We start from the raw sequence: 17,438 nt of genomic DNA, 5'->3' as shown, positions 1-17,438 counted from the left end.
AGGCTTTTGTCATCTTAATTGGCTCGTTGTGCTTTAATTTTTCTGATGCGTTGTGCTATTGGTGAGGGATTTTCTAACGATTTTTGATAGCGTTTTTCTCGCCATTGCCGCAAACGAAGGAGATAAGCATCAATTTCCGACCGATTGTGCAAATAATAGGTAATAGTGGCATAAATTTTTTCTAATTGTAATTCTGGATAGATAGCAGCAATTTCTTCTGGTGTATATCCGTCGAGAAAATATTCTAGTATGTTATCGATGCCAAGGCGATGTCCTTTGATCCGAATGTCGTCGGGATCAAGAAAGTTAAAGTAATCTTCGAGTTGCATGAGAGTAAGATGAAATAGCTAGTTTTGATTTTATTTTAACTCAATGGTGTTTGTTTTTTTGCTTTAATTAAATCAGATTTTGCTTATCTATTTTGGGAGGAGGTAAAATTGATGAAGGGTCTTAATTATGTTGATATTTGTTTTGTTGTCGATACTACAGGTAGTATGGGTAGTTTTATTCAGGTAGCCCAACAACAACTTTTGAATGCGATCGCTACTCTCTCCACTGACAATAATATCAATCTCCAAGTGGGTTTGGTGGAATATCGCGATCATCCACCGCAAGATACTTCTTTTGTTACTCGCATCTATCCTTTGACAGATAATTTACATAAGATGCAAAATCATATTCGCCAGTTGAGGGCGGATGGTGGTGGCGATGGTGCAGAGGCGGTTTACCGGGGTGTGGAGGATGCTTGTCAGCAAATGCGCTGGCGCAAACATAGCTGTCGTTTTGCGATTTTGGTAGGAGATGCGCCGCCTCACGGTTTTGCTGCATGGATGCAAACAAATAGAGGTGTAAAATTAGGTAAAGGTAGCGATTCCTGGCACGATGGTTGTCCGAGTGGTTTAGATGTACAATTGGTCACGGCGACGGCTGAAGATAAGCGGGTGAAGGTGTATAGTTTGTCTATGGTGCGCGATCGCCTGACGAACGAAGCCTTTAACGCGATCGCCACTCTGACTGGTGGTGAATGTGTCCCTGCTGATAATGCTAATATCGTCATTACCCAAATTCAATCAATCCTGAAAAATGAATTTAGCAATGTCATATTCGATCGCCAAGTTTTACAAACAATTCAACAATTTGGACAGCCAGATGTAACCGAAATTGCACAACTTCTCGACAGTCCCAGATTACCAGTTGCAGCTTCCATAGCCCGACTGGGAAAGCGAGGTTTTTTAGAGGAATTCGTACAAATTTGACAAATCAAATAGACGCGAATTGATGCGCGTCTATTCTTAGAGTTGTCAGACCAATTAATTACCGACGATAATCAGGATAATTAGTAGTCGTCACTTCGCGATCGCCAACTACAGGATCATTATAAACAGTTTCTTTACGCTTTTTGCGACCAGCCAAACCAGCTAATCCAATTAAACCAAACAAACCCAGCCAGCCCCAGTCAAAGTCATCGTCATAGTATCCTTCATCATACAATTCATCGTCATAAATCTCTGGTTCTGGATCGATTTGTGCCTGAGCGGGAGAAATCGCCGGGAAAACTGCTAAACTAGCAGCTAAGAGACTAGCTCCGGCTAACTTAGATAAATTAGAAAGTTTCATATTGTAATTTCCTATCTTGACTATTTTTTCTTTAACTATCTATTATCATCCTAGAAAAAATTCAGCTTGCTTTTAATCGCTCTCTAGCCGTAAACTTTTGTTGGCTCTCCTGTATCTAAAGAAAGAATAATTTCTTGAAAAATCTACCCAACAGACGACGAACGATTGTCATCTAACTAAAGTTAGAGCGAGTTTAAACCAATAAAATATTTTTCTGGCTAAAAATAAATGCTTGCTCGAAATAATCTTATTTTAACTAATCGATTTAAGTCAGAAAAATATCTCACTAAAATGCTTTATTTAGGGAGATTAAGCTGAAATTCTGTAAATAACATCACTGAAGTTGAAGTGTAGATAGACCTAACCTACTTTTTATCTTTTTCTCGATCTCCTAGTTGCTCATTACGGACTAGGAGTTTTTTCTTGTCGGTAGTCGTTTACCTGCTCACTGGTAACCGATCGCCCCACTCCCCAATCACCCAATAGTTTCTATTCTGTTACAAATTTCTTCTTTTTTGACCCACTGTGTCCGATAATTATTGGGGGTGGAAACTTGGCTAACAGTCAGAGGAGCGTCGAAATGATTGCCACAATTGAGGAGTTGCTGCTAGCTCTATTCTTATTCGGTTTCTGTTTTTGTGGTGCATCTGTAGCCTTAACTGGGCGATCGCGATCGCAGCCGAAGATCGTCACTCAACTAGGATTAACTTCAACTGGTGAGTCAAAGCTGAGACTTACAGGAGAATTTTTTGAGTTTGCTTGTGGGTTAGAGGATGCACCAGCAACAGCGTTAACAGGTCAATTCTACCAACTGGCGATCGCGTTAATGTCTCCTTTGGCTTGTCTTTGGGAGGATGCACCAGCAACAGCGTTAACAGGTCAATTCTACCAACTGGCGATCGCGTTAATGTCTCCTTTGGCTTGTCGCTTGGAAGATGCACCAGCAACAGCGTTAAAAGGTCAAGCTTACCAATTGATGTCTCCTTTGATGTCTCCTTTGGCTTGTCGCTTGGAAGATGCACCAGCAACAGCGTTAAAAGGTCAATTCTACCAATTAATGTCTGATTTCGCTTGTCCTTGGGAAGATGCACCTATTAGTTCCTTAAAAGGTCAAGCTTACCAATTAATGTCTCCTCTGCTGTCTCCTTTTGCTTGTCCTTGGGAAGATGCACCTATTAGTTCCTTAAAAGGTCAAGCTTACCAATTAATGTCTCCTCTGCTGTCTCCTTTTGCTTGTTGCTGGGAAGATACACCTGCTACTGCTTTCACTGGTCAAGTTTGTCAACTAACAAGTGCTTTTGCTTGTCCGGTGGCAGATATACCGGCAAAAGTTCTTTTTCCTCAAGCCGAACAACTAATTTCTAGTTTAAATAACTCAACCACAATCCCAAAAGTTACTATTCATAATCTCAAAGAATTAGAACTCATTCTTCAGGAAAATTCTCCTTGGTGGACAGTTTTAGGAGTAAAAGCAAATGCTAACCATCTCCAAGTTGAAACTGCTTATAAAAAATTAATTAGAAAGTGGCATCCTGACCTAAATCGCCATCCCAAAGCAACGGAAGCAACTTCACGAATTAATGTAGCTTACGAAGATTATAAATTAATTTATGCTGCCCAAGTAGTTGAAAACAAAGCTATTAAGAAAAATTATTTACATTCGTTACTTCAAGTTTTGCGAAAGTTGATCGTTCCCAGGATTTATCGTTAAGAGGAATTGGCAGAGATGGTTATCAGTTATCAGTTATCAGTTATCAGTTATCAGTTATCAGTTATCAGTTATCAGTTATCAGTTATCAGTTATCAGTTATCAGTTATCAGGGATCGGTTTTCAGTTTTCAGTTATCAGGGATCGGTTTTCAGTTTTCAGTTATTAGGGATCGGTTATCAGTTTTCAGTTATCAGGGATCGGTTTTCAGTTATCAGGGATCGGTTTTCAGTTATCAGTAGAGATTGGAGACAACAAGCAATTAGCGAATAAACTGGTCGCTGAGAACTGGTAAATGCGGCTACGTGCTAACTGTTAGCAAAAATTAAAGTCGATCGATCAGCAAATAAGTAAGCATTTCGCCTTTACCTTTAACGGAAATTTTGCCTCGTTGTTCAAAGTTGAATTGTGTTTTTAAGCGTTCGTAAACAGCAGAAGTTACTTGAATTTTTCCTGGGATTCCGCTAGATTCCATGCGAGAAGCAATATTAACCGTATCGCCCCAAAGATCGTAAATAAACTTACTCATCCCAATCACGCCAGCGACGACAGCGCCTGTATGAATACCAATTCGCAAACTGAAGTTTTGTTGTTTTTTAAGGTTAAAATCAGCTAAAAAAGATTGCATATCGAGTGCCATTTTGGCGATCGCGGCAGTAGCATCAGGGCGAGGAATGGGTAAACCACCAACTACCATGTATGCGTCGCCGATGGTTTTGATTTTTTCTAAGCTGTGGTTAGAGGCTAGTTGGTCAAATTCGGAAAAAATTTCATTCAAAAATTCTAGTAACTCAGTAGGTTTTTTTTGGGCAGAAAATTGGGTAAATCCGACTAAATCTGCAAAAAGGACGCTAACTTCTTCAAATTGATCGGCGATCGGACTTTCACCAGTTTTCAGGCGATCGGCGATCGGCTGAGGTAAAATATTGAGTAGTAGTTGTTCGGTTTGTGCTTTTTGCAGTTCTAAGGCTTTTTGAGCTAGTTTACGTTCGGTAATGTCGGAAACAATGCCTTCGTAGTATAATAGCTTGCCTGTATCATTTTTAACCGCACGGGCAGTTTCCGAAATCCAGATAATGCTACCATCTCGACGATAAACTTGAGATTCAAAGCCGGAAACAGAATTATTAGCGGCGATCGCGGCTTTAAATTCTTCGCGAGAGTTAGGATCGACATAGATTTGCCGATCGATATTCTCCACACTTTGAATTAATTCTTGAGGAGACTTGTAGCCGTAAATCCTGGCTAATGCGGGATTAACGTTAAGATAGTGTCCTTCAGGAGTCGATTGAAAAATGCCGTCGATCGCGTTTTCGACAATACTGTGATATCTTTGTTCGGCGATGCGTAAAGCTGATTCTGCTTGTTTGCGATCGCTAATATCTCGCGCTGCTAAAATTACTGATTCTTCGTCAAAGGGCGAAATTGCGGCGGCTAACCAAACTAATTTTTCCTCAGTTTCAATACTGTAATCTAAATGATTGGTTTGCTTGGTGGTTAAAACTTGCTGAAAAATACTCAACCACGGGCTAGCAGTTTCTGGTTGAAAAAATTGTTCGATGGTTTGATTAATAATATCCGTACTCGACGCATCGATGCAAACTGCATTAGTTGGTAAAATATCGATGTTACCAACTTGGTTTGCTTGGAAATTCACAACAATCACAATATCCGTCATTGCTTCAAATACGCCACGCATTTTTTTCTCCGCAGCCAACAACTTTTCTTCTAACAACTTACTTTCGCGAATTGTGGCTTGCAATCGTTGATTTTGTTTTTGAAGAATTTGGGCTTGTTCTCGTAATTGTTTTTGCAATAAACGCTGGTAAATGTGATTTTTAACTCTAGCTAAGACTTCTTCAATTTGGAAAGGTTTAGTAATATAATCTACCCCACCAACTTGAAAACCTTTAGCTTTATCTAAGGCTTCATTGAGCGCACTGAGAAAAATAATCGGAATTTCTTTTGTCTCTGGGTTAGCTTTCAGTTGTTCGCAAACCTGATAACCGTTGAGATTAGGCATCAAAATATCTAATAAAATTAAGTCAGGTTGAAAATGCTGCACTGCTTTTAAAGCTGCATACCCATCAGTTACAGGTCGCACTTTGTAGCCTTTTTGTCGCAAACAAGTAACTAGCAAGCGCAAGTTAGCTGGCGTATCGTCTACTACCAAAATATCTGCCCTCAAACGCTCAGTTGTTTTTCGAGCAAAATCATCACCTAGTTTGGTTGAGTTGTCTTCATTGTTCATAGTTGCTGTTGCTTACTAGTTATTTTCTCTCTTTATTGTCTCCCTAATTTACTCATTTATCGCCGTTAAGATTTTTTCGTACTCGAAATTATCCAGATATACTTGAAGGCGTTGAGCTAAAGTTACATTTTCCTGCTTAATTTGTGCGATTAAGTTGCCAATTGTCTCGAAATCAGCGCCGCAAATTGCTTCTTTGAGATTGGCAATCCATTCATCGTTAGGTAAATTCGATCCTCTATTAGAGTTTGCTGAGTTGTTAGCGGTAATTGCTGCTAAAATTTTATGGTATTCAAAATTGTTGATATAAGTTTGCAGCGCCAGAGCTAAACGGGGATTTTGAAGTTGGATTTTTTCGATCGCCTTAATTAGTTTAGGTTCGTCTAACGCGATCGCTGCTTCCTCTATTTCCCCTAACCAAGCTTCGGGCAATGCTTGCAAAGCGCTAAAATCGATCTGATTTGACTCACTCGCTAGCTCTTTTGTCTCAAAGTTATCTTCGTAAAGATAACTAACTTGTAAATGTTGAGCGATTTTTTCAAACATAATTGCTTCGGGGAATGGCTTGTAAATAATATCATCGCACCCGGCGGCTAAGATCGAACTTTTCTCTTCCTCAAAGGCACTCGCTGTCAGGGCAATAATTTTGACTGAAGAGTGCTTATTTGCCAAATTTTCCACTGCTTGTTGTTTGATTTTTCTGGTTGCTGCGTAGCCATCCATGACGGGCATTCGCATATCCATAAAAATTAGATCTGGAGAATATTTTTGCCAACAAGCTATTGCTTCTTCTCCATTTGCTGCTTCTTGAACTTGAAAACCGACTTCGCTGAGTAACTGCACTAGCAATTGACGGTTTGTAGCTCGATCGTCTACTACTAAAATCTTAGTTTGAGGTTGATTGGGAGCCAGAGCAAGTACCTTCCGAGAGAAAGTTTTTGTTTCAATCCTTTCTTTTTCTACTGGAGTAACGATTATCTGAAATCTAAAAATCGAGCCTTTTCCTTCTTCGGAAATAACTTGGATATCACCGCCGAGCAGTTGAACGTATTTGCGAGAAATTGCTAAACCCAAACCGGTTCCTTCGTTACTGTTAAGACTAGATTTAGTCTGCACAAAAGGATTAAATAAATTTTCTAATTCATCGCCAGCAATACCAACTCCAGTATCCCGCACTGTACAGACGATCGCTACATCCTTCTCTGTTTGCTTGTAATTCTCTAATAACCTGGCGGGAAAGCTTTCCACGGTTAAACTCACCTCACCAACCTGAGTAAATTTGACAGCATTACCCAGCAAGTTAATTAACACTTGGCGCAGCTTGACGCGATCGCTATCGATCCCCACAGGCAAATTCGGGGCTAGGTTGAATTTTAACTGCAAACCTTTTTGTCTCGCTCTTAGCTGGAACATTTCTCGCAGTTCCTCTAGCATTTGCCGTAAATTAAAGTTGGTTTTATTGAGATTAATGCGTCCCGCTTCAATTTTTGATAAGTCCAAAATGTCGTTAATTAAATTCAGCAAATGTTCGCCACTGCTAGCGATCGTGCGGAGGTTTTCTTGCTGTTTCAAACTTAGTTGGCAATCGCGCCGTAGCAATTGGGCAAAGCCGATAATCGCATTTAACGGCGTGCGTAATTCGTGGCTCATATTGGCTAAGAAGGCACTTTTGGCTCGGTTAGCGGCTTCTGCTGCTTCTTTTGCCTGTTGCAGTTCTAACTCAGCAAATTTGCGCTCGGTGATATCTACCTGGACGCCAATAAAGTTAGTTAAGTTACCTTCGCGATCGTAGACTGGAGAAAGACTTAATTCGCTCCAAAATAAAGTCCCGTCTTTGTGAAAAATTTGTAGTTCTAGGTCATAATCTTTCCCTACTTGCATGGCTTGTTCGAGTTGAGCAACTTTTTCAGTTTCAATTGTCTGTAAAAAGCGCAAATTTTTGCCAATTATCTCGGCTTCTGTATAACCTGTCATCCGCTCAAAACCTGAATTCACGTAAATTATTGGCTGACTTGGTCTGCGAGCATCAGTGACAAAAATTCCATTACTAGAAGCCGCGATCGCTCGCTCCACGATTCGGAGTCGTGCTTCTGCCGCCAGACGATCTTCGATTTGTTTCTCTAGCTCGTTTTTTTGTTTCTCTAAGGCTTTTTGCAAATTACGGTTATTCAGGTGGGTTTTGATTCTCGCCAGTACCTCTGAGGAACGAAAGGGCTTACAGATATAATCTGCGGCTCCACTTTCAAATGCTTCTACTAAATCTTCTTGCTCGTTACTGGCGGTGAGGAAAATAACCGGAATTTCGCAGTGTTGGGGATTAGCTTTTAACTTTTGACAGACTTCAATCCCATTCATGTCTGGCATCATGAAATCGAGCAAAATTAAGTCTGGCTTTGCGCTCGCTACGCGCCCTAGGGCTTGCTCTCCGTGAGTAGCAAATGTAGTTTCGTAACCTGCTTGTTCGAGCATATTACCAATTACAATCAGGTTCTGATGGATATCGTCTACGACTAAGATCAGGAATTTTTCGGGGTGAAATGATTTCATTGGAAGTTACTAGATGGAGTCGTCTATTTTTTATTATCATTCGTTCCTTGTTTATTCTCCCTGGTTCTTTGTTTATTTTTCATTCTTTGTAACTGAAGACAGCGATCGCCAAATTTGTGGATACTCTTCGATCGTCTCTGGTAGATGCTTCCAGTCAAAGTTAGCAAGTTGAGTTTCTAAGGTTGTAGCATAACTTAATAACACTCGGCTGTGGTATTCTCTGGCTAGTGAGTGCAAACGTTGGGCAAAAGCACGCAGGTCTCGTCTTTTCATTTTCTGTCGCAACTCTTGCCAAACTGTCTCTTCTTCTTGCCGCAAGAGTGCAATTAGTTCGTCGAGGTTTTCTGTATTTATTTCACTTATTTCTTCCGGAATTTCTTTTGACAAATTTGGCTTTTTGTGGTAAGAATAATTTTCTTTTTGGGGCAAAATAGTTTCTAACTGTTTCACTAGTTGGGAGCGGCTAATCGGTTTATTCAAGAATCCTTGACATAAATCTTCTAAATCTTGATAATCATGACTCACAGCAGAAGCCGTAAGAATCACGATCGGAATATCTTTCGTTTGCTGATTTTGCTTTAAATAATGAGCCGCAACTCGTCCATCTAAAATCGGCATTCGTAGATCGAGAAAAATAATATCTGGGTGGTAAATTTGGGCAAGTTCGATCGCTTCGGAACCATTTTTCGCCATTAATAATTGATGTTCGCTTCCTGCAAAATAGCTTTCAATCAAATCGCGATTAGACTGGACATCATCTACTACTAACACTGTTGCTGGTTGAAATCGATGTAAGTCTTCATCTCCATCTGATAAGAGTTTACTTTTTGATTGGATACTGCAAATATCGACTTCCGGGAAAACAAAAATAAATTTACTTCCTTTACCTAGTTGACTTTGTAAAAATAACATTCCCCCTAACATATTTGTTAAGCGGCGGGTAATCGCTAATCCTAAACCTGTTCCCCCATATTTACGGGTACTTTGTCCTTCGCTTTGCACAAAAGCATCAAAAATGCGCTCTTGTTGATCCGCAGCAATCCCAATTCCTGTATCTTCTACCACTATTTCTAGCCAAACTTTTTCATTTTCTGCTACAGTATAAGTTTGACAGCGTAGGTAAAGTTTCACAAAACCCTCTTCTGTAAATTTTAAAGCATTACCCACGACATTAAATAAAATTTGGCGCAGCCGCACTTCTTCAAAACAAATTCCTCTCGGAAATTTTTCATCAATTTCTATTAACAAATCCAACCCTTGTTCGATTGCTTTTTGAAAAAAAACTTCTTGAATTTCTTGAATTAACAAACGTAGATCGATGGCTTCGTAATGCAGTTCAATTTTCCCAGCTTCGATTTTAGATAAATCGAGAAGATCATTAATTAATGCTAATAAAGCTTTGCCACTAGAGGCAATCGATCTCACATAAGCAGTTGTTTTAGGTTCAGTTACCATTCCTTGTAATAAATCGCAAAAGCCGAGAATAGCATTCATCGGGGTGCGAATTTCGTGGCTCATATTTGCGAGAAATTCGCTTTTGGCGCGATTAGCAATTTCTGCACGTTGAACCACTTGTTCTAATGCCGCTTGAGAAAATTCTAAAACCGCTAACATTAAGGTATTTTTTAGTTTAATTGCGGCTTCTATTTCTAACTTATTCCAAGGTAAAGATTTGCCTTTAACTGTTTCTTTCCATAACTCAAACGAACGACGAGGCGATAAGCGAACTTTGCCACTTTCTTCGATAGTTGTTATCGATTGATAGGGATTTCCTCCCCAGTCAACTGTTTGGATTATTTCTGGTCTAAACCAAACAATTTGATAACAAGTGCGATTGCCGAAAATTGAAATTGCTAATAGACCGCTAACTTGCTTTTTGTAGGCGAGAGCGGGTCGATAAATTCGGCTCAATTCATCGGTATAAAATATTTCTTGAGGCTGATTTTTCCGCAACCAAAGCAATAATTCTTCTACCTTTTTTTCACTGGGAGTAGCACCACTCAAGGTTAAGCGATCGTCTAAATATATTACTACTCCACTAGCCTTAACCAGTTCCAGTAAGAGATTGCTATTTTGCTGAAAAATTTGTTGAAACTCGCTTCGATCGGCTAATCCTTTTTTGAGTTGATTGTGAATAATATTAACTTGTTCTGAATAGCGCAATAAATCTTGTTGTTGCTGCTTGAAGAGTTCAACTGACATGAATTGTCCGAGAAGTTCGCAAGCTTTGCGAGTTTCATAATCGACATATTTTGGTTGATAATGATGGCAAACAATTAAGCCCCATAGTTGGTCGTCATCGATCAGGGAAATGCACAAAGAAGCGGCAACTCCCATGTTTTGTAAATATTCAATATGAATTGGAGAAACGCTTCTCAGAATTGAGTTGCTTAGATCTAAAGGTGCATTGGTGAGAGGATTATATTCGGGGACAATTTTGACAGGTTGATAGTTAACATCAACAATGATTCGCAACCAATTTTGAGCATATAATTTGCGAGCTTGGTTGGGGATATCGGAAGCTGGATAATGCAAACCTAAAAAAGTTTCTAATTCAGTCTTTTTGTCTTCGGCAATTACTACACCACTGCGATCGGCTGCAAAGCGATATAGCATGACGCGATCGTATCCAGTGATTTGCCGAATTTCGCGAACAATCATTGCTGCTGATTCGGCAAAAGTTGCTGTTTTAGTAACTTTTTTTAGGCAAGCTTTAACTAAATGATAAAAATCCGCACGATGAGTCGATTGCTCGTTAAATTTTGGCTCTAATTCTAAAATAATGACTGTTTCCGAGCGATGGATTACAGTTTCAAAAATAATCTTTTTTTTGCCAATTTGAAAAAATAGCTGATGGGGGTTAAGATATTCGAGTTTGTCTTGGAAAATACAATCTGCTAAAAAATTAACTTCTGGTTCGGGAAATAAAGTAGTTAATTTTTTCCCGAGTAGAGATTCTCCGGAAATGCCTAAAATTGGTTCGACATTTTCACTAACTTGTAAAATTGTCAATTTCGGTGCTTGCAAAACTAAAAGCACTCCGTGGGGTTGAATTTTCCCCGGAAGATGAATCGGTTCGCGATCGCAGTTACTCAAGTCGATCGGTTCGGAGGTGACAAATTTAATTTTAGCCATAGTTAATTGTTACTAAACTTCTCGATCTAGTTGTCAGTTTCTAGGTGAGTAACAACGCGATCGCGTCCCAAATTTTTCGCTTGGTAAAGGGCTTTGTCCGCACGTTGTAGTAAAACTTCCAATGATTCATCTTTCATTTTACAGGTTGTTACGCCAATACTAACAGTGATTTGCACGAGTTGGTTTGGTGGGGTAATAGTAAGTTTGGTGATGGTTTGACGAATGCGTTCGGCAACTTCTCTGGCAGTTTCTAGGTTGGTTTCTGGGAGTAAGATGGCAAATTCTTCTCCACCAAAACGTCCGAAACTATCTGCTTTTCGGAGAGATTTTAGCACGGCTTCGGTCATGGCTTTAAGAACTTCGTCACCTATAGAATGTCCGTAGGTATCATTAATTCGTTTAAAATGGTCGAGATCGAGCATTAATAAAGAAAAGCCGCAGTTGTAGCGATGGTAACGACTCAGTTCTTTGGTTGCTATATTTAAGAAATGACGACGATTTAAAATTCCGGTTAGGGGATCGGTGGTTGCTAATTTTTCTAATTTAGCGATTAGGTGTTTTTGTTGTTCCAAAACTTTTTTGAGTTGGTCTCTTGTTTGCTTTAGTTCCAAGTGATTCCTTACTCTGGCTAAAAGTTCTGGTACGTGGAAAGGTTTGGTTACATAATCAACTGCGCCAAATTCAAAGGCTTGAATTAAGTTTGTTTTCTCGTCACTAGCCGTCAAGAAAACGATTGGTAACTCCTTAAATTGCAAGTCTTTCTTGATGATTTGGCAAACTTCTAAGCCGTTCATTTCGGGCATCATTAAGTCTAGTAAAATTAGGTCTGGATCGGCGCTTTTGATTCGTGCAAGGGCTTGTTCGCCGTTGGTAGCAAAAGTGGTTTCATAGCCTTGTTTTTCCAAAATTTCGCCAATAACCTGTAAATTTTGATTAAGGTCATCGACAACTAAAACCAAAAAATCTTCGGGATGAAATGTGCTCATTACGATTAGAATTAAGAAGTGAAAGGTCGAGTTTTATCCGCATTTACCAGTTATTAACTTATAGCAACTACCAATTAACAATTTAACCACTACGGCTCAAGCGATCGCCAAATTTGCGGATACTCTTCTATTGTCTTTGGTAAATGTTCCCAATCAAAGTTAGTTAACTGATTGTCTAGTTTTGTAACATAGTCGAAAAGTGTCTGAGAGTGATATTCTCTGGCTAGATGGTGCAGGACTTCGCTAAATTTTTTAATTTCTTTTTTTTTCATCGTCTGCACGATCGATTTCCAAGCGGTTTCTTCCTCTTGACGTAGTTTGCTGACTAACTCTGGTATCCGGGCTAAAGTTTCTGGATCGGGTGGGAGGATAATCCGATCGCTATTGACAACATCGTCGTTTTCTTTTGCTAAAGTGCTAGGATCTTCATCTTGAGGGAGAATTTTGCGTAATTCCTCGAATAATTGGTTGCGAGTGAAGGGTTTACGCAAGAAACCGTTAGTCAACTGCTGTATCCAAGTTTCGTCCTTTTGGGAAACAGAAGCTGTAACAATCATAATCGGGATATTTTTAGTTAAGGACTCTTGTTGCAAAACTCGTGCTACCTCTAATCCCTTCAGGTCAGGCAGACACAAGTCGAGTAAAATTAAATCGGGCTGGTGGGCGATCGCGTTTTCAATTGCTTCTCGTCCGTTATGCGCAAACAGCAGCCTGTGTTTGCTACCAGAAAAATAACCAGCGATTAAATCTAGGTTTGATTGTACGTCATCGACAACTAAAATTGTTGCTGCGGCAAATGAATTTAAGTCTGCTTGTAAGTTTGGTTTAACCCTAACCTGAGACGTAGCAGTAAAAGTAACTTTGGGAAAGATAAATCTAAAAGTAGTTCCCTGCCCTAGTTCGCTTTCTAACTCAATTTTACCGCCTAACATTTGCGTTAATCGCTTCGTAATTGCTAATCCTAAACCCGTCCCACCGTATTTGCGGATGCTTTGTCCTTTACTTTGCTGGAAAGCGGCAAAAATCTTTTTCTGTTCGTCAGGACTAATGCCAATTCCGGTATCTCGAACGCTAATAATAATTTGACAGTTGTTTGCTGATTGGGGATTTCCTGGGAATTGCTCGCTATTAACTAATAACTGTTCGCTGGTTACTAATATTTTCACATAGCCTTTTTCGGTAAACTTAAGCGCATTACCCACAACATTAAAGAGAATTTGCCGCAGACGCACTTCGTCAAAAATAATCACTGTGGGGACGGAATCATCGATTTCGGTTTGCAATAACAAATTCTTTTTTCTAGCTTTTTGAAGAAAAATTTCCTGAATTTCTCTAACTAAATTTCGCAAATTGACAGGTTCAAATTGCAGTTCTAGTTTTCCGGCTTCGATTTTTGATAAATCGAGGATATCGTCGATTAAAGCTAATAGCGTATTACCACTAGCGACAATATTATTGAGGTAAGTACGCGCTTGGGGTTCAGTTACTATTCCTTGTAGCAATTCGGTAAAACCGATGACAGCATTCATGGGGGTGCGAATTTCGTGACTCATATTCGCTAAAAATTCGGATTTTGCTTGGTTAGCAGCATCGGCGGCTTCTTTGGCTTGTTGCAGTTTTTGGGCTGTATTGACTCTCTCGGTGATGTCTTCTGCAAATCCGACAAAGCGGTAAGATGTTTTTAACTCCTGCTGTACCGGGAAAGAACGAGCGCGAATCCAACGTATTTCTCCTTCTGGACGAATAATGCGGTAGGTTTGGTCAAATTCGATCCCTTCGTTAATTTGACCATTCAGGGCTATGGTTATTTGCGGTCGTTCCTCTGGATGTACTGACTCTAACCAAGAACGAGGATTTTCGTACAAGCTAGCGCGACTGCGTCCCCAAATTTGTTCGTAGGCGGGGCTAATATAAATCATTTTCCCACTATGGGAAATAATAAAGAAAACTTCGCGAATATTTTCTGCCAATTCACGGAATTTGGTTTCACTGTCGCGTAACTCTTGCTCTGCGAGTTGGCGATCGCTGATATCTTGAACCTGAGAGATAAAATAACGCGGTTGTTGTTGCTCGTCTCTCAGCAGCGAAACATTAAGCTGTACCCAAACTTGATGTCCTTGTTGATGAAAGTATCGCTTTTTCATCTCGTATGTAGAAATTTCCCCTGCTAGCAATTGGCGGACATATTCTAAGTCAGTTTCTAAGTCTTCGGGGTGGGTAAGATCTTGGAATCTTAAGTTCAGCAGTTCGGCTTCGGTATAACCGACAATTTCGCACAAGCGATGATTAACTTTTAACCAGCGTCCTTCGAGAGAAACTAGCGCTATACCGATTCCTGCATCTTCAAAAGCCCGACGAAAGCGTTCTTCGCTATCGCGCAGGGCGGCTTCCTGTTTTTTAATCTCGGTAATGTCCATTTCGATTCCGTCCCAAATCACTCGTCCATCACCAAGCCGACGGGGAACAGAACGTAGTTGCGACCATTGTATTTCACCATTGCGGGTTCGCTTACGCATCTGCATTTCGTAAACTGAGAGATTTTGCAGCGACTCTTCGGTTAAGCGATCGTTAAGCAAGCGGTCTTCTGGGAGAATCAAATTATGTAAAACTTGGGGATTGCGGATTACTTCTTCTGGTTTGATTCCGAGCAAACGTTCGATTCCAGCGCTAATGTAAGAAAAATGATAGCTTCCGTCTGCTTCGCGCACCAACTGGTAAATTAAGCCTTTTTCCAGGTTATCGCCGATAGTCCGCAACATAGTTTCTCTTTCAAGGAGATCGAGTTCTGCTTGTTTGCGATCGCTAATATCTCGTCCTTCGGGGATCAAAAGTGTCACTTGTCCTTTGTCGTTAAAAATTGGACGCAGGGAAAAGTCGATGGTTGCAAGGCGATCGCCTCCTTGTACCTCTACTTCATAACGAATAAATTCGCCTTGGGCGGCTTTGGCGATCGCCTGTTGTAACTGCTGTTGAGTTGCGGGGGAAGTTGTCCACCAGTCAGTTTCCCAAAATGGCTTACCGACTACATCTCCATGAGTTATCCCAGCAAAGTCGAGCGCTGTTTGATTAACTTCGAGGACAATACCATCAGGTTGTAGTAAGCCCATAAACTGAAATGAGCAATTGAAAATCGCCCGAAATTTTGCTTCACTTGCCCGTAATTCCTGAGTTTGGCGGACAATTTCTGTTTCGAGACGATGATTGTATTCAGCGAGAATTTTCTCAGCTTGGCGGCGATCGCTAATATCAATAAAGGCATTAATCGCATAGATAACCTCACCTTGGCGATCGAAAACAGGCGTAGTTCTTACTTCTAAAGGGATGATTTTTCCATCAGCTTGACGAATTTCCATATCTTCAACCAAGACAGTTTCTCCCTTTAAAGCTCGGACAACTGGTAATTTTTCCCTCGGATAAAGTTGCTCGGTTTCACTAAGATAAATTTGGTATGCTGCTGAGAAATCTTCTCTGTCTAAGCTAATCAAAGAAGCATCACCAAGAATTTTTTCACCTATTTGATTGACAATTACTACTTTCCCCCTAGCATCAAAAACCGATATTCCCACAGGTACGCTGTTCAAGAATGTGGCAAATTTAGCTTCGCTTTCTTGCAATGCTTGAAATAATTCTTGTAATTGCACTGCCATTTGGTTAAATGCTTGGCTCAACTCGCCTATTTCATCATCGTGTTTTACTTTCAGTTGTTGTTGAAAATCACCCTTAGCAATATTTTTCGCCGCAGCGTTTAATTCAATAATTGGTTTAGTTATCCAGCGTGCTGTTAAAATACCCAAACCTGTGGCGACAATCGCTGCAACCAGACAAAGTAAAATTGTTTGGCGATTATTTTTATTAATTTCTGCCAAAAAATCTGATTCAGGAATCGCTGTCACTATCAGCCAATTTAAGCCTTTATCATCTTGATAAGGCATAATTTGCACAAAATTTTTTTTGCCTCGATCGGAAAACATCAATTGTTTTGGCGCCTTAATTTTTAAGCTTTCCCCAAACAAATTGATTAACTTTTTGGTGGTAGCGCGAATCAAGCTATCTTGGCTATTTAAACTTGACAATCTTTCGGTATTATTCCCATAACTGCTGGCAAGAAAAGGAGTTTCTGAAGTAGAAGTAGCAACTAAATCGCCTGAAAATTCGATAATAAATATTTTGCCATTTGGAGAAACTTCTAAACCCTGGAGAAAGTTACTAATTTCTTCTAGAGTTAAATCAATCATCCAAACTCCTTGAAACTCGCCAGTAGTTGTATAAATTGGCGCAACCGCACTAATTCCTGCTGTGGGATAAACAATCCATGAATAAATAGGTCCCCAAGTTGGTTTTCCTGCTTTTTTTCCTGCTTGATACCAAGGACGCTCTCGTGAGTCGTAGTTAGGTATAATATTAAATAATTTAAGCGGATTGCCTTCTTGGTCAGCAATGTAGTTTCGGCGAACTCCGCGATCGCTTGTTTTTAGGACAGTAATATAATTTGTACCATTACTCAAACCACAGCCAATATATTCACCTTGGTTGTTAGCATAAGAAATTGCCGTAATTGAAGGAAAAGAGTTAATTTGCCGACAGAAGTGACGCTTGAGCTGCTCAAAATCTTGCAAGTTTAATTGGTTTAATTCTAGAGAATTAGCATTAAGTTGGTTAATCAAATGAGGTTTTTGCAAATAATCATCGAGGCGACTATTAATTCGCTCATTTGCTTGTTCAATTAACTGCCAAGCCAAGTTTTCTACGGCTTCTTCTCCATTTTTATAAGATAAAAATCCCACTAATCCTACTGTCCCGACAATTTGCAAAACAAAGGGGACAATTAAGATCGTCCGTAAACGAGCTTTTTTCAAATAACTTCTCACAACAGCGTTTAAGAAATTGGGCAACATGACAAGGCGAGAAACAGAGACTTTTTCACTCTACTATGGTAAACCCGTTCAGCCGAGCGATCGCCTTAAGAGCAATTATTATTTATCTACCTTGATTAACTTCAACAAAAAAAAATCTTCACAACTGAGAAGATTTAGCTTTTCTGATAATAACTATAATTACTCAGCAGTCTTGGCTGCGGGGAGAGGAGAGTTCTCGCTATGCTAGAGGCGATCGCCTCTCGATCTTCGCTGGGAGTGGTTGGCGGTAACTGTATCATTGCTTACCTTTAACTGTTTTACAACAATTAACCAGTTATAAA

General features: G+C 39.9%; 9 protein-coding genes. 2 read left to right on the top strand and 7 right to left on the bottom strand.

All coding sequences use genetic code 11. The features are described from left to right. Nucleotides 1-14: 14 nt before the first annotated feature. The gene (locus tag G3T18_RS09050; RefSeq protein WP_224410225.1) at nucleotides 15-329 is read right to left on the bottom strand and encodes a DUF433 domain-containing protein; all 315 of its coding nucleotides are present in this window, start codon (nucleotides 327-329) and stop codon (nucleotides 15-17) included. A 111-nt stretch (nucleotides 330-440) separates the two neighbouring features. Between G3T18_RS09050 and G3T18_RS09045 the strand changes: the two genes are divergently transcribed. Next, a complete protein-coding gene (locus G3T18_RS09045; protein ID WP_224410224.1) occupies nucleotides 441-1,256 on the top strand; it encodes a vWA domain-containing protein in 816 nt (271 codons plus the stop codon). A 58-nt stretch (nucleotides 1,257-1,314) separates the two neighbouring features. Here G3T18_RS09045 and G3T18_RS09040 read toward each other — a convergent pair whose 3' ends face one another. Then, nucleotides 1,315-1,617 (bottom strand): WGxxGxxG family protein, encoded by a 303-nt coding sequence (locus tag G3T18_RS09040; protein ID WP_224410223.1) that lies wholly within the window; start codon nucleotides 1,615-1,617, stop codon nucleotides 1,315-1,317. 580 nt (nucleotides 1,618-2,197) lie between these two features. On the opposite strand from G3T18_RS09040, the gene G3T18_RS09035 reads away from it, so the two are divergent. Then, on the top strand, nucleotides 2,198-3,328 hold the full coding sequence (locus G3T18_RS09035) for a J domain-containing protein (protein ID WP_224410222.1): 1,131 nt from the start codon (nucleotides 2,198-2,200) through the stop codon (nucleotides 3,326-3,328). Between the two features lie 322 nt (nucleotides 3,329-3,650). Here G3T18_RS09035 and G3T18_RS09030 read toward each other — a convergent pair whose 3' ends face one another. The 5 genes from G3T18_RS09030 to G3T18_RS09010 all read right to left on the bottom strand — a co-directional run bounded on the left by G3T18_RS09030 (nucleotide 3,651) and on the right by G3T18_RS09010 (nucleotide 17,097). After that, the gene (locus G3T18_RS09030; protein ID WP_224410221.1) at nucleotides 3,651-5,576 is read right to left on the bottom strand and encodes an adenylate/guanylate cyclase domain-containing protein; all 1,926 of its coding nucleotides are present in this window, start codon (nucleotides 5,574-5,576) and stop codon (nucleotides 3,651-3,653) included. 48 nt (nucleotides 5,577-5,624) lie between these two features. Continuing rightward, complete coding sequence (locus G3T18_RS09025; RefSeq protein WP_224410220.1) at nucleotides 5,625-8,120, bottom strand: response regulator; 2,496 nt, start codon at nucleotides 8,118-8,120, stop codon at nucleotides 5,625-5,627. Nucleotides 8,121-8,192: 72 nt separating this feature from the next. Continuing rightward, nucleotides 8,193-11,255, bottom strand: a complete 3,063-nt coding sequence (locus G3T18_RS09020) for an ATP-binding protein (protein ID WP_224410219.1) — start codon at nucleotides 11,253-11,255, stop codon at nucleotides 8,193-8,195. 26 nt (nucleotides 11,256-11,281) lie between these two features. After that, complete coding sequence (locus G3T18_RS09015; RefSeq protein ID WP_224410218.1) at nucleotides 11,282-12,241, bottom strand: diguanylate cyclase; 960 nt, start codon at nucleotides 12,239-12,241, stop codon at nucleotides 11,282-11,284. A gap of 89 nt (nucleotides 12,242-12,330) precedes the next feature. Next, nucleotides 12,331-17,097, bottom strand: coding sequence for a PAS domain S-box protein (locus tag G3T18_RS09010; protein ID WP_224410217.1), 4,767 nt, complete (start codon nucleotides 17,095-17,097; stop codon nucleotides 12,331-12,333). Between the last annotated feature and the right edge of the window lie 341 nt (nucleotides 17,098-17,438).

Source organism: Oscillatoria salina IIICB1 (genome assembly GCF_020144665.1).
GTDB lineage: Bacteria > Cyanobacteriota > Cyanobacteriia > Cyanobacteriales > SIO1D9 > IIICB1.
The sequence above is the reverse complement of the archived record's forward strand: the minus strand, read 5'-3'. Positions and strand labels throughout refer to the sequence as shown.